Origin of the sequence: Pantoea sp. E2023-21, from assembly GCF_051302795.1 — a bacterium.
In the GTDB taxonomy this organism is placed as follows: domain Bacteria; phylum Pseudomonadota; class Gammaproteobacteria; order Enterobacterales; family Enterobacteriaceae; genus Pantoea; species Pantoea ludwigii_A.
The window spans coordinates 3,975,222-3,989,196 of sequence record NZ_CP195344.1 but is presented as its reverse complement, the minus strand read 5'-3'; the positions used below and the strand labels follow the sequence as shown (position 1 = coordinate 3,989,196).

Sequence of the window (13,975 nt, the reverse complement as noted above, 5' to 3'; positions counted from 1 at the left end):
AGTAAAAAAAAGGAGCCCTAAGGCTCCTTTTTATCAGGCCAGACGACCGTGACACTGTTTGTATTTTTTACCGGAACCACATGGGCAAAGATCGTTACGGCCCACTTTACGTTCTCCGCCTTGTGCGGCTAACGCTTCGGCTGCTGCGGTGGCATCGTCAACATGGCTCAACTGTTGCTGCTGCGCTAAACGTTCCGCTTCTTCACGGCGCTGCTGCTCCATCGCTTCAACTTCTTCTGGCATGCGCACCTGAACTTTGCTCAGGGTGCTGATCACTTCGTATTTCAGTGACTCCAGCATCGCCGCAAACATAGAGAAGGATTCGCGCTTGTATTCCTGCTTCGGATCTTTCTGCGCATAACCGCGCAGGTGGATGCCCTGACGCAGATAATCCATCGCCGCCAGGTGCTCTTTCCACAGTGAATCCAGCGTTTGCAGCATCACGCCTTTCTCGAAGTTGCGCATCATCTCTTCGCCGACCACTTCTTCTTTAGCAGCATAGCTTTCCGCCGCGTGGGTCATGATGCGTTCGCGCAGCGTCTCTTCGTGCAGATCGGGCTCTTTATCCAACCACTCAGCAATGGGCAGATTGAGATCGAAGTCATTACGCAGACGCTCTTCCAGACCAGCAACATCCCACATCTCTTCCAGCGACTGCGGAGGAATGTAGGTATCAATGGTGGTTTTGTAGACATCCTCACGAATGCTGTTGATGGTTTCAGACACATCAGACACATCCAGCAGTTCGTTACGTTGGCTGTAAATGGCGCGACGCTGATCGTTGGCAACGTCATCGTATTCCAGCAGCTGTTTACGAATATCAAAGTTACGGCTTTCAACTTTACGCTGAGCGTTGGCAATTGCTTTGGTCACCCATGGATGCTCAATCGCTTCGCCTGGCTTCATGCCCAGTTTACGCATCATGTTAGATACACGATCTGAAGCGAAGATACGCATCAATGCATCTTCCATCGACAGGTAGAAGCGTGAAGAACCGGCATCCCCCTGACGACCCGCACGACCACGCAGCTGGTTATCGATACGGCGAGATTCGTGACGCTCAGTACCAATGATATGCAGACCGCCCGCAGCCAGCACCGCATCGTGACGCAGCTTCCAGGCTTCTTTCATCGCCTGAATCTGTTCTTCGGTTGGCTCGTCCATCGCGGCAAGCTCAGCCTGCCAGCTACCGCCCAGCACGATATCGGTACCACGACCGGCCATGTTGGTTGCGATAGTGACCGCTGCAGGTTGACCCGCCTGAGCAACGATATCCGCTTCGCTGGCGTGGAACTTGGCATTCAGTACGCTGTGTTTAATGCCCACGCGCGTCAGTTCGTTAGAAACGACTTCCGATTTTTCAATCGAAATGGTACCCACCAACACCGGCTGCCCTTTGGCAGTGCAGGCACGGATGTCTTCGATAATAGCGTCGATCTTCTCTTTTTCGGTCATGTAGACCAGATCGGCCATATCTTTACGCACCATCGGACGGTTGGTTGGTACCACGATAGTGTCGAGCTTATAGATGGAGCTAAATTCAAATGCTTCGGTATCCGCGGTGCCGGTCATACCAGCCAATTTCTCGTAGATACGGAAGTAGTTCTGGAAGGTAATGGAAGCCAGCGTCTGGTTTTCATTCTGAATTTCCACGCCTTCTTTCGCTTCAATCGCCTGATGCAGGCCATCAGACCAGCGGCGACCTTGCATGGTACGGCCGGTGTGCTCATCAACGATGACCACTTCGCCATCTTTTACGATGTAATCAACGTCGCGAGTGAAGAGCGCATGAGCACGCAGCGCCGCAGTAACGTGGTGCATCAACATGATGTTAGTCGGTGAGTAGAGTGACTCGCCTTCTACCATAATGTTTTGGCTAACCAGCAGTTCTTCAACTTTTACCAGACCGCGCTCGCTCATGTGTGCCTGGCGCGCTTTTTCATCAACCCAGAAATCACCTTCACCCTGGAAAGTTTCAGAGTCTTCTTTTTCCTGACGCACCAGATGCGGAATGATTTTGTTAACTTTGGTATACAGCTCAGAACTGTCTTCAGCTGGGCCAGAGATGATCAGTGGCGTACGGGCTTCATCGATCAGAATTGAGTCAACTTCATCAACCAATGCGTAGTGCAGTTTGCGCTGCACACGTTCTTCCGGGCTGAACGCCATGTTGTCGCGCAGGTAGTCGAAGCCATATTCGTTATTGGTGCCGTAAGTAATATCAGCGGCATAGGCTGCACGCTTCGCCACGGCAGGCATATTTGGCAGGTTAATACCGATGGTCAGGCCCAGAAATTCGAACAATGCACGGTTGTTTTCGGCATCACGCTGCGCCAGATAGTCGTTGACGGTAACCACGTGCACACCTTTGCCGCTCAGCGCATTTAGGTAGGCTGGCAAGGTCGCAGTTAGGGTTTTACCTTCACCGGTACGCATCTCTGCGATGCAGCGCTCGTTCAACACCATGCCGCCAATCAGCTGTACATCAAAGTGACGCATACCGAATACGCGCTTACTCGCTTCGCGTACGGTGGCAAAGGCTTCTGGAATCAGGCTTTCAAGGCTTTCGCCTTTTTTCAGACGTTCACGGAACAGGTCGGTTTTCGCTTTCAGCTCGTCATCAGAGAGCTTCACGAAATCTGGCTCCATCTTGTTAATGACGTCGACGATTTTGCGCATACGGCGCAGAGTACGATCATTGCTGCTGCCGAATACTTTAGTTAACATTTTGATTAACATGATAAATTTTTCTCAATTCAGCCGTGATCTCACGGACTGCAAAATCTGATACAGGGTGTGGAAAAAACGTTAGCAGTTAAGCAGGGAAAGGCCCGGCGCGGATGCCATGAATAGCAGCCTGCCAGTCAGCAGAGGAATGGATGTGCGGTTCGTTGTGACGCAAGTTTTGTTGCGGCTCAACTACAGTCAGTGCTTGCGCGGGAGAGGTCAGTAACGCCTGAAGCGAACCAATCAACGCCAACCTTTGTGCCGCTAGCGGCACAGCTTGGTCGGACTCCGCCTGAGCCGGCGGTGTCATGCTAAAGGAAAGGTGGCGGATAACCGTGCGGATCGCGTGCTGATGCCAATAATCGACGTTGAAATTCGGCCGACGAGCGCTTTCCTGCAAGCGAATCAGGTGATCAAAATGGACAACATTGCCAACAAACAGGCTGCTGATCGGTGAATCGGTCGCCTTGGGCTCAGAGCTTTGCGCGCAAGCAGGCAAACCTAAGCTGGCCGCAACCATCCCCAACAGGAGATGTGGCCAGAAATAGCGTCTGCCTAATTGTCGCCAGCGTGAGAAAATCCCGATCACAATCCGTCCACAATGCATTGAATAAAGTGATAAAGCGGGTGCAATAATCTGCGTTACCCAGCTTATATGAGCGCCAGATGATAGCACTTATGTGGGACTTCGACACCAGTGATTAAAGGGCCTTCGGCGGAATTCACGTTTTTTTGTACAGGGTTTCGCCAGTCACAACAGCGAAATGAGATCGGTTTTGCAGGATTAAAAGCGAGGTAATAAAAAACGGCAGGCTCAACTGACCGGAGAGGGTGTCAGCGAAACCTGCCGTTTTATTTCTGACTTACGCCAGAACTAAATTTGGTGCTTTAAATGCCAATGGCAGTTCAGCTTCATCTTCGAAGGTTGCCCATTCCCAGGCTTCCTGCTTAGCCAGAACCGCTTGCAGCAACTTATTGTTCAACGCATGGCCTGATTTAAAGGCGGTAAAAGCGCCAATAACGTTATGGCCGCACATGAATAAGTCACCGATCGCATCGAGCATTTTATGACGAACAAATTCGTCTTCAAAGCGCAGACCGTCTTCATTTAATACGCGGAAATCATCGAGGCCAATCGCACAATCTAAACTACCGCCCAGGCACAGGCCTTTAGACTGCAGATATTCGATTTCACGCATAAAGCCAAAAGTGCGCGCACGGCTGATTTGGCGAACAAAGTTCTCAGCCGAGAAGTTGAGCTGGTAACGCTGCGAGCTTGAGTCAATCGCAGGGTGTTTGAAGTCGATAGTAAAGTCGAGTGAAAAACCGTTGTACGGCTTAATCTCGGCCCACTTATCGCCATCTTCCACACGCACCGTTTGTTTAACACGGACGAATTTCTTCGCGCTGTTCAACTCTTCGATGCCTGCATCCATCAGCAGATAGACAAAAGGCGCGGCACTGCCATCCATAATCGGGATTTCCGGTGCATCAACTTCAACGATAATGTTATCGATGCCCAAGCCCGCCAATGCAGCGTTCAGGTGTTCAACTGTTGAAATACGCACGCCTTCATCATTCACCAGGCAAGTACTAAGCATGGTGTCGCGCACATATTTTGCATCAGCCGGGAAATCTACCGGTGGATTCAAGTCAGTGCGACGATAGATGACCCCGGTGTTAGCCGACGCAGGGCGTAACGTCAGTGTGACTTTCTTGCCGGTATGTAAACCGACACCAGTCGCCTGAACAATACGTTTTAATGTCCTTTGTTTGATCATCGCTTTATCTCGCAATATTACCCTTCCGACCGCCAGTATAAATTACCAGCGGGGGAATACTTTAGCACAAAGAGCGGAGAATCCCAATTCTCAGGATATTCTTAGTCTGCCTGCTTACGCAAGAAGGCTGGAATATCAAGGTAATCGGGTTCTTTGCTGGATGCTGCTGGCTGATCATTTACCACTTTCGCAGCCGGTTTTTGCTCTTGCGGCAGCGGCGCCATGCCGTGCTGCTGATAGCGATGATCCATTACAGGCTGCGTGGCCGGTTTGTTAGTCACCAAGGTGATTTCCGGGCGCTTATCCATGCCAATGCCAGTCGCAACCACGGTTACACGCAGTTCGTCGTTCATCTCTGGATCCAGAGAAGTACCGATAACTACGGTTGCGTTATCAGATGCGAAGGCGCGGATGGTGTTACCCACGGTTTCGAACTCATCAAGACGCAGGTCGAAGCCCGCAGTGATGTTGACCAGCACGCCGCGTGCGCCGGACAGATCGATATCTTCCAGCAGTGGGCTGGAGATCGCCATTTCTGCCGCTTCTTCTGCACGATCTTCACCGCATGCCACGCCTGAACCCATCATGGCGTAACCCATTTCTGACATCACGGTACGCACGTCCGCGAAGTCGACGTTCATCAGGCCAGGACGAGTAATCAGTTCAGCGATACCCTGCACAGCACCTTTCAATACGTCGTTGGCTGCGCCAAATGCATCGAGGAGAGAAATGCCGCGACCCAGAACTTTCAGTAGCTTGTCGTTTGGAATAGTGATCAGTGAATCGACATGCTTAGAGAGCTCAGCGATACCCTGCTCAGCAAAAGCCATACGCTTTTTGCCTTCAAAGTTGAATGGCTTCGTCACCACCGCAACGGTCAGGATACCCAAATCTTTCGCCACTTCCGCCACAACTGGCGCCGCACCGGTACCGGTACCGCCGCCCATGCCGGCTGCGATGAATACCATGTCTGCACCATCCAGCGCAGCACGCAGTGCTTCGCGATCCTCTTCCGCAGAGTTACGACCCACTTCTGGGTTCGCACCTGCACCGAGACCTTTAGTAATATTGGTCCCGATCTGGATCGTCTGGCCGACCGCTGTTTTACGCAACGCTTGTGCATCGGTGTTCACAGCGAAGAATTCCACACCTTCGATACGCTCGCGTACCATGTGCTCTACGGCGTTGCCACCGCCACCGCCGACGCCGATGACTTTAATCACCGCGTCATTGGTTAATTCCATAGGTTCAAACATGATTTCTCTCCGTTATGTGCCTGTCGCCTGGAGATCATAAAAATTGCCAGCATGATCTCCTTTTTCAAAAATTAAAATTCTTTCTTCAGCCAGCTGTTGATTCGCTTAAACCAGTTGCCCACTGAAGCACGTTTTTCCGTTTCTGCATCACCGTTCATGTGTGACTCTTTGCCGTAATGCAGCAGGCCTACTGCCGTAGAGTAATACGGCTCCTGCGCATAATCCGTCAGCCCGGTGATGTTAAGCGGCTGTCCAATGCGCACTTGCGTGTGGAACACGCGCTGTGCGCAGGCTGCCAAACCTTCTATCTGCGCCGCACCACCGGTCAGCACGATACCGGCCGCCAGATGATGTTTTACGCCTTGCTGGCGCAGCTGCTCCTGTAGTTGCAGAATCTCGTCATTAACCAGATTCAACAGTTCGGTATAACGCGGCTCGATCACTTCAGCCAGCGTTTGACGTTGCAGGCTACGCGGTGGGCGCCCACCAACGCTCGGCACTTCGACATTTTCGTCTTTGCCAACAATCGAGCCTAATGCACAACCATGACGCACTTTAATCGCTTCTGCGTCTGTCGGCGGTGTTCCAAAAGCGTAAGCGATATCGCTGGTTACCACGTTACCTGCATACGGGATCACTTTGGTATGACGCAGTGCACCGCCAGTATAGACAGCGATATCCATTGTACCGCCACCGATATCAACAACACAGACTCCCAGCTCACGTTCATCTTCAGTCAACACTGAGAAACTGGAGGCCAGTCCGGCAAAAATCAGTTGGTCAACTTTCAGGCCGCAACGTTCAACGGCTTTGACAATATTTTTTGCCATATCGTTGTGACAGGTGATCAAATGTACTTTCGCCTGCATACGCACGCCGGAAAGTCCCACTGGATTCTTGATGCCTTCCTGATAATCGATGGCATATTCCTGCGGAATAACATGCAGGATGCGATGCTCATCACGAACGCGAACGGATTTGGCCGTATGCACCACGTTCTCTACATCATCCTGAGTCACTTCCTCTTCCGAAATCGGAACCATCCCGATTTCGTTCTGGCAACTGATATGTTTGCCCGATAAAGCAAGGTAGACCGATGAAATCTGGCAATCTGCCATCAATTCAGCCTGATCGATGGCGCGTTGTACGCATTTCACCACCGATTCAAGATCGTTTACGCCGCCTTTATCCATACCGCGAGACGGGCAACTGCCCACCCCAATAATATTAACCATACCATCGGGCAGAATTTCCCCAACCAGGGCGGACACCTTCGCGGTGCCAATTTCGAGTCCTACTACCAGTTTTCTGTCCGTTGCCTTGATCATTGTGGTTTAGCCTGTGCCTGGTTCTGTTGCTGATTACTGTCCTGTGGCTCAATCGGTGCAGCGGCCCAACCTACTGCGGCGCCGGAGTCATAGCGCAAATCAACGTATGTGATGCGCTGGTTCTGACTCAGGCCCTGCTGCTGCAAATCCGGATAAAGCTCAATAAAACGGTTCAGACGCTTCATGGTATCGCTACGACCTAATTCAATGCGCACATCGTCACTGGTCACTAATTGCCACGAGCGCCGCGCCGTCATCGACGCGACCTTCAGGGTAAACTTGTTAGCCTTCAATACATCACTCATGGTGTGATAGCCGGCTAACACCTCGTTTTCACTGCCTTCCGGACCGTACAACATCGGCAAGGTTTCTTTGCCAACGTGACTGGCCGGGACGCTGAAGGAGACACCATCGGCGTCCACCATATGTGAGTCGTTCCAACGTGCAACCGGAACATACTCCACCAGATTTATCTTCAGCTCATCAGGCCACTGCTTCCGCACACTGACCTGCTTAATCCAGGGTAAACGTTCAATCTGCTGCTGGATGATATCCACGTTCTGCGACATGAACGTTCCCGGCGCGCCAAGGGATAAAATGGCCTGGCGAATATCATCATGCGTGGTGTAGTGGGTTTGACCCGTCACCACCAGCTTCGATAGCGGCAAGCGTGATGCGTCATTCATCCACTTCAGCACCACAAGGCCGCCCGCCACCATAATGCCCAACACAATCAGCAGGAACACCATGCCAAACAGTCGCGCACCGTTGCTTCGCCCGGAGCCTGTACGCTCCTGAGGTTCGCGATTGCGTACTCGTATCGCTGCCTGAGACATATCAGTCAGCCAGCTCCAGAATACGCGCCACCAACTGCGGGAAGCTGTATCCCGCCTGCTTAGCGGCCATCGGCACTAAACTGTGGCTGGTCATGCCTGGCGAGGTATTCACTTCCAGCAGTTGGAAATTACCCTCACTGTCAGCCATCACATCAACGCGACCCCAGCCGCTGCAACCCAATGCACGCCAGGCTGCCCACACCAACGTCTGCAATTCAGCTTCCTGCTCAGCGCTTAAACCGCTCGGACAGAAGTATTCAGTATCGTCAGAAATGTATTTAGCTTCATAGTCATAGAACTCGCTGGCAGTTTTAATTCTGATCGAAGGCAGAATTTGCTCACCCACGATGCCTACGGTGTATTCTGCGCCGCTCAAAAAAGCCTCGATTAGCACGTCATTATCGTGGCGGAATGCCTCATCCAGCGCGGCGGGCAACGCTTCCGCACTGTTTACGCGGCTGATGCCAACGCTGGAGCCTTCACAGCTTGGCTTTACAAACAGCGGCAAACCCAGCGCTTCAATGGCGGCGATGGTATCTGCATCTAAACCTTGTTCGTGCTGCTGACGCGTCAACCAGACGAATTTGCCTGATGGCAATCCCCTGCCCTGCCACAGCAATTTGCTACGCAGTTTATCCATGGTGATAGCCGAAGCCATTACACCGCTGCCGGTATACGGCAGTTGCAGAAAATCCAGCACCGCTTGTAGCGTGCCGTCTTCACCACCACGACCATGCAAAGCAATAAACGCTTTAGCGAAGCCCTGCTGTTTCAGATTCAGTACCGACACATCACGCGTATCAACAGCGTGAGCATCAATGCCCATTTCACGCAGTCCGGCCAACACCGCCGCACCTGACATCAGCGAAACTTCGCGCTCTGCCGAGGTGCCGCCCATCAATACGGCTACCTTCTCAGTCATGACGCGCCTCCGCCTTTACCGCAGGCTGCAATTCGCTTTCGGCCAGCTTACGGGCAATCTTGCCTATGTTACCGGCACCCTGAACGATCACCAGATCGTCGCCCGACAGTAATGGCGCCAGGGCGTCTGGCAACGCGTCATGCTCAGAGACCAGAATCGGATCAACCTTGCCGCGATTACGAATCGCTCGGCACAGTGAGCGGCTGTCGGCGCCTGGAATTGCGGTCTCGCCCGCCGGGTAGACATCCAGCATCAGCAGCACATCCACCTGCGAAAGCACATTGGCAAAATCATCAAACAGGTCACGCGTACGCGTGTAGCGATGCGGCTGGAACACCATCACCAGCTTCTTCTCTGGCCAGCCTGCACGAGCGGCTTTGATGGTGACATCCACTTCGGTGGGATGATGGCCGTAATCATCGACCAGCATCGCGCTGCCCGGGTTGCCATTGACGGCAGCGGTATCAAACTCGCCCAGTACGTCAAAGCGGCGTCCGGTGCCCTGGAAACTCTCCAGCGCGGCCAGAATCGCGTTATCGTCAATGCCTTCTTCGCTGGCTACAGCGACCGCCGCTGCCGCGTTCAAGGCGTTATGACGGCCAGGCGCATTCAGCGTCACTTTCAGCTCCGGCTTATCGTGGCGGAGGATAGTAAAATGTCCTCGCGCGCCGCGCTGCTCATAATTCTCAATGCGCACATCAGCGTCATCGCTAAAGCCGTAGGTTGTCACCTGGCGGCCTACGCGCGGAATCAGATCACGAATCACCGCATCATCCACGCACATCACTGCACGTCCATAGAATGGCAGGTTGTGCAGGAAGTTAATGAAGGTCTGCTTCAGGTTCTCAAAATCGCCCTGATAGGTGTCCATGTGATCCGCTTCAATGTTGGTGACAATCGCCACCATTGGTTGCAGATGCAGGAAGGACGCATCACTTTCATCTGCTTCGGCGATCAAATAACGACTGCTGCCCAGACGTGCATGGGTGCCGGCTGCTTTAACTAATCCACCGTTAACGAACGTCGGATCCAAGCCACCTTCCGCATAAATACTGGTCACCATTGCGGTAGTGGTGGTTTTACCGTGCGTGCCAGCGACGGCAATGCCATGACGGAAGCGCATCAGTTCGGCCAACATCTCAGCGCGGCGAATCACGGGAATGCGCTGCTCGCGCGCGGCCACCAGTTCAGGGTTATCCTGCGACACGGCAGTCGACACCACGACAACGCTGGCATCGGTGACGTTTTCCGGGCGGTGATTGAAATAAATCGTCGCGCCCAGCGCAGCCAGATGCTGTGTTACCGCGTTCGGCGCCAGATCAGAACCGCTGATGTGATAGCCTTCATTCGCCAACACTTCGGCAATACCGCCCATGCCAGCACCACCGATGCCGACAAAGTGAATGTGCCGGACGCGACGCATCTCGGGCACAATAGAACGCAGTTTTGCCAATTGTTGTGTATTCATCTGTTTCAATTACCTGTTTTTCCCGTTTGTACCTGCTGAAGGTACGGGCCAAATCATCTGGCCGATTAATTTACTTCGCGACACGTGCCACTTCATTTGCAACCCGCTCGGTTGCATCGGGAATCGCGACCTGACGGGCTTTTTCTGCCATCGCCAGTAATGTTTTGCGATCCCAGTGACGCAGCGTGTCCGCTACCACAGCCGCCGTAAATTGCGGCTGCTCGAAAATTTTGGCTGCGCCCGCTTTTTCCAGCGGCAACGCATTCCAGTACTGCTGACGATCTTTATGCTGAAACGGCACGAAAATCGCCGGTAAACCAGCGGCAGCCACTTCGCTCACCGTTAATGCACCTGAACGGCACACCACCACATCAGCCCATGCATAGGCTTCGGCCATGTCATCGATAAATTCGGTGACCTTATGTTGTGGCTGGCCCGCTGTGCGATAAGCCTGCTGCACGATTTCCAGCCCACCTTTACCGGTTTGATGCCAAACCGTAATGGCTTCGCCCAACTCTGCGGCCACTTGCGGCACGGTCTGGTTGAGGATGCGCGCGCCCTGGCTGCCACCGACTACCAGCACACGAATCGGGCCGAAACGTCCGCTCAGTCGCTCTGCCGGTAACGGCAACGCTAACACATCGGTACGCACCGGATTTCCCACCACTTCAGCGGTGGGAAACGCGCCTGGAAATGCCTGCATGACTTTGGTGGCGATTTTCGCCAGCCATTTGTTGGTCAGCCCGGCAATACCGTTCTGCTCATGCAGCACCACCGGAATACCGCAGGTCCATGCCGCTAAGCCGCCGGGACCTGAAACGTAGCCGCCCATGCCCAGCACCACATCCGGCTGCCAGCGCTTCATGATGCGGCGCGCCTGGCGCCATGCATTGAAAATGCGTACCGGTGCCAGCAACTGCGCTTTCACGCCTTTACCGCGCAACCCGCTGATGCGGATAAAATCAATTTCGATGCCGTGTTTTGGCACCAAATCTGCTTCCATACGGTCAGCGGTTCCCAGCCAGCGGACCTGCCAGCCTTGTTCCATCAGGTGATGGGCTACGGCCAGACCGGGGAACACGTGTCCGCCAGTACCGCCTGCCATGACCATCAACCGTTTGCCACTCATCGAACACCTCGGGTAAACGCCTGCGCTTTCGCCAGACGCGTTTCATAATCTATGCGCAATAAAAACACGATTGCAGTCGACATAATGATCAAGCTCGAACCACCGTAACTGATCAGCGGCAGTGTCAGACCTTTGGTCGGCAGCATACCTGCGGCTGCACCGACATTCACCAGCGCCTGAAAGCTAAACCACACGCCAATTGAGCAAGCGAGGAAGCCTGAGAAGCGCTGATCGATTTCCAGAGCACGGCGCCCAATCGACATCGCGCGAAAAGCGACGAAGAATACCATCAACAGCGCTAAAACCACACCGACATAACCCAACTCTTCACCGATGATGGAGAAGATAAAGTCGGTATGTGCTTCTGGCAGATATTCCAGTTTTTGTACCGAGTTGCCTAAGCCCTGTCCCCAGAACTCACCGCGACCAAATGCCATCAGGGATTGCGTGAGCTGGTAGCCGCTACCGAAGGGATCTTCCCACGGGTTCCAGAAGGAGGTCACGCGGCGCATACGATAAGGTTCGGCGATGATCAGCAGCACCACAGCGAAAATACCGGAACCGATAATGGCCAGGAACTGCCACATTTTCGCACCCGCGAGGAACAACATCGCCAGTGTGGTAACAAACAACACCACCACGGTGCCGAGGTCCGGCTGCGCCAGTAATAGAACTGCCAGCACCACCATCACACCCATCGGCTTACAGAAGCCCCAGAAGTTATTACGCACCTCTTCTACCTTGCGTACCAGATAACTGGCGAGATAGCAGAACAGCGTTAACTTCGAGAGCTCAGCCGGCTGAATACGCAGTGGGCCAAGCGCGATCCAGCGCGATGCGCCGTTGACTGAGCTACCGACGACCAAAACGATCAGCAGCATCACGACCGAAACCATTAACATCACGTTGCTGTAGCGCTGCCAGAAATCCATCGGGATACGCAATGTCACCAGCGCCATGCCGAACGCCAGCGCGATATAAAACGCATCACGCTTGGCAAAGTAGAACGGATCTTCATTCAGACGTTGACCGACTGGCATCGACGCCGATGTCACCATCACAAAGCCTATCAGCGCCAGCCCAAAGGTCAGCCACAGCAGCGTGCGGTCATACAGCACCACCGGCGCATCATCATTCTCGCGTGCGCCCATCACCCAATCGCGCAGGCGCAGTGACAGATAGTTGGCGATACCGGCTCCAGGAATGCGCATCAGCTCAACTCCTTCGCCAGTTGCGCGAACTGATCGCCGCGCTGTTCAAAATTACGGAATTGATCGAGGCTGGCGCAGGCTGGTGATAACAGCACCATATCGCCGGCTTTCACCTGAGCAGCAATCTGCGTCATCGCCTGCTGCATCGTGTCGGTGCGTGTTGCGATCGCCGGACGCAGTGCCGCTAAGGCATCACCATCGCGGCCAAAACAGAACAGCTTCACGTTGTCACCTTGCAGATAGCGCGCCAGCGGAGTGAAATCAGCTGCCTTGCCGTCGCCGCCAAGCAGCAGCCACAAGGTTCCTTTTACCTGCAGGCCATTCAGTGCCGCTTCGGTGCTGCCGACATTGGTGGCTTTGGAATCGTTAATCCAGCGCACGCCATTAGCTTCATGCACCAGCTGGAAGCGATGTGCGAGGCCGGTAAACGTCGTTAAGGCTTTCAGGCTTGAAGCTCGCGGAATGTTCACCGCATCAGCCAATGCCAGCGCCGCCAGTGCATTGGTGTAATTGTGCTGGCCGACCAGCGTCATCTCATCCGTATTCAGGACTTTCTCGCCCTTTGCCCGCAGCCAGATGCTGCCCTGCTGCTGATTGAGATGATAATCGCCGAGATTAATGCCGAAGCTGACACAGCGCTGATCAACACCGCGCACAGGCATGGTCATGCCATCGTCAGCATTCACCACGCAGACGCTGGCGTTTTCGTAGATACGCAGCTTGGCCGCACGATACTGCTGCATGCCCAGCGGATAGCGATCCATATGATCTTCAGTAAGATTGAGGATCGTCGCGGCCGCGGCTTTAAGACTGTGTGTGGTTTCCAGCTGGAAGCTGGAGAGTTCGAGCACATAAAGTTGTGCTGGTGATGTCAACAGGGTTAACGCCGGCAAACCGATGTTACCGCCAACCCCCACCGACCAACCTGCTGCACGGGCCATTTCGCCAACCAGCGTCGTCACGGTGCTTTTGCCGTTCGAACCGGTAATCGCCACAATCGGTGCCTGAGCTTCACGACAGAACAGCTCAATATCGCCAATAATCTCAATGCCTGCGTCAGCAGCTTCGCTTAAGGCTGGATGTGCCAGTGCGATACCCGGACTAGCAATAATCAGGTCCGACGCCAGCAGCCAATCGCTGTTGATACCGCCAACATAGCGCTCAACCGAGGCTGGCAGCTTGTCCAGTCCCGGCGGCGAGACACGGGTATCCATCACGCGTGGCGTAACGCCTTGCGCGAGGAAGAAATCAACACAGGAGAGACCCGTAATGCCTAATCCGATGATGATGACTTTTCTGCCCCGATAGTCAGCCATG

At 53.8% G+C, this 13,975-nt stretch carries 11 protein-coding genes; all 11 read right to left on the bottom strand.

Features of this window, described 5'->3' with window-relative positions; translation table 11 throughout:
• Positions 1-33: 33 nt before the first annotated feature.
• Positions 34-2,739 (bottom strand): preprotein translocase subunit SecA, encoded by a 2,706-nt coding sequence (gene secA / locus ACRQ84_RS18560; protein WP_064737576.1) that lies wholly within the window; start codon positions 2,737-2,739, stop codon positions 34-36.
• Positions 2,740-2,815: 76 nt separating this feature from the next.
• On the bottom strand, positions 2,816-3,316 hold the full coding sequence (gene secM / locus ACRQ84_RS18555; RefSeq protein WP_483816812.1) for a secA translation cis-regulator SecM: 501 nt from the start codon (positions 3,314-3,316) through the stop codon (positions 2,816-2,818).
• 274 nt (positions 3,317-3,590) lie between these two features.
• On the bottom strand, positions 3,591-4,508 hold the full coding sequence (lpxC, locus tag ACRQ84_RS18550; protein WP_007888639.1) for a UDP-3-O-acyl-N-acetylglucosamine deacetylase: 918 nt from the start codon (positions 4,506-4,508) through the stop codon (positions 3,591-3,593).
• A gap of 101 nt (positions 4,509-4,609) precedes the next feature.
• On the bottom strand, positions 4,610-5,764 hold the full coding sequence (gene ftsZ, locus ACRQ84_RS18545; RefSeq protein ID WP_008108602.1) for a cell division protein FtsZ: 1,155 nt from the start codon (positions 5,762-5,764) through the stop codon (positions 4,610-4,612).
• A 71-nt stretch (positions 5,765-5,835) separates the two neighbouring features.
• Positions 5,836-7,092, bottom strand: a complete 1,257-nt coding sequence (ftsA, locus tag ACRQ84_RS18540; RefSeq protein ID WP_007888634.1) for a cell division protein FtsA — start codon at positions 7,090-7,092, stop codon at positions 5,836-5,838.
• Positions 7,089-7,928, bottom strand: a complete 840-nt coding sequence (gene ftsQ, locus ACRQ84_RS18535; RefSeq protein WP_483816811.1) for a cell division protein FtsQ — start codon at positions 7,926-7,928, stop codon at positions 7,089-7,091. Before ftsQ ends, ftsA begins: the two co-directional genes overlap by 4 nt.
• 1 nt (position 7,929) lies before the next feature.
• Positions 7,930-8,850, bottom strand: a complete 921-nt coding sequence (locus tag ACRQ84_RS18530) for a D-alanine--D-alanine ligase (RefSeq protein WP_483816810.1) — start codon at positions 8,848-8,850, stop codon at positions 7,930-7,932.
• Positions 8,843-10,318 carry a UDP-N-acetylmuramate--L-alanine ligase gene (gene murC, locus ACRQ84_RS18525; protein WP_483816809.1) on the bottom strand — a complete coding sequence of 492 codons (1,476 nt, stop codon included), beginning with the start codon at positions 10,316-10,318 and terminating at the stop codon, positions 8,843-8,845. Before murC ends, ACRQ84_RS18530 begins: the two co-directional genes overlap by 8 nt.
• A 70-nt stretch (positions 10,319-10,388) precedes the next feature.
• The gene (gene murG / locus ACRQ84_RS18520; protein WP_483816808.1) at positions 10,389-11,447 is read right to left on the bottom strand and encodes an undecaprenyldiphospho-muramoylpentapeptide beta-N-acetylglucosaminyltransferase; all 1,059 of its coding nucleotides are present in this window, start codon (positions 11,445-11,447) and stop codon (positions 10,389-10,391) included.
• Complete coding sequence (gene ftsW / locus ACRQ84_RS18515) at positions 11,444-12,658, bottom strand: cell division protein FtsW (protein WP_483816807.1); 1,215 nt, start codon at positions 12,656-12,658, stop codon at positions 11,444-11,446. The genes murG and ftsW overlap by 4 nt, the downstream gene beginning before the upstream one ends.
• A complete protein-coding gene (gene murD / locus ACRQ84_RS18510) occupies positions 12,658-13,974 on the bottom strand; it encodes a UDP-N-acetylmuramoyl-L-alanine--D-glutamate ligase (RefSeq protein ID WP_483816806.1) in 1,317 nt (438 codons plus the stop codon). Before murD ends, ftsW begins: the two co-directional genes overlap by 1 nt.
• Position 13,975: the final 1 nt, after the last annotated feature.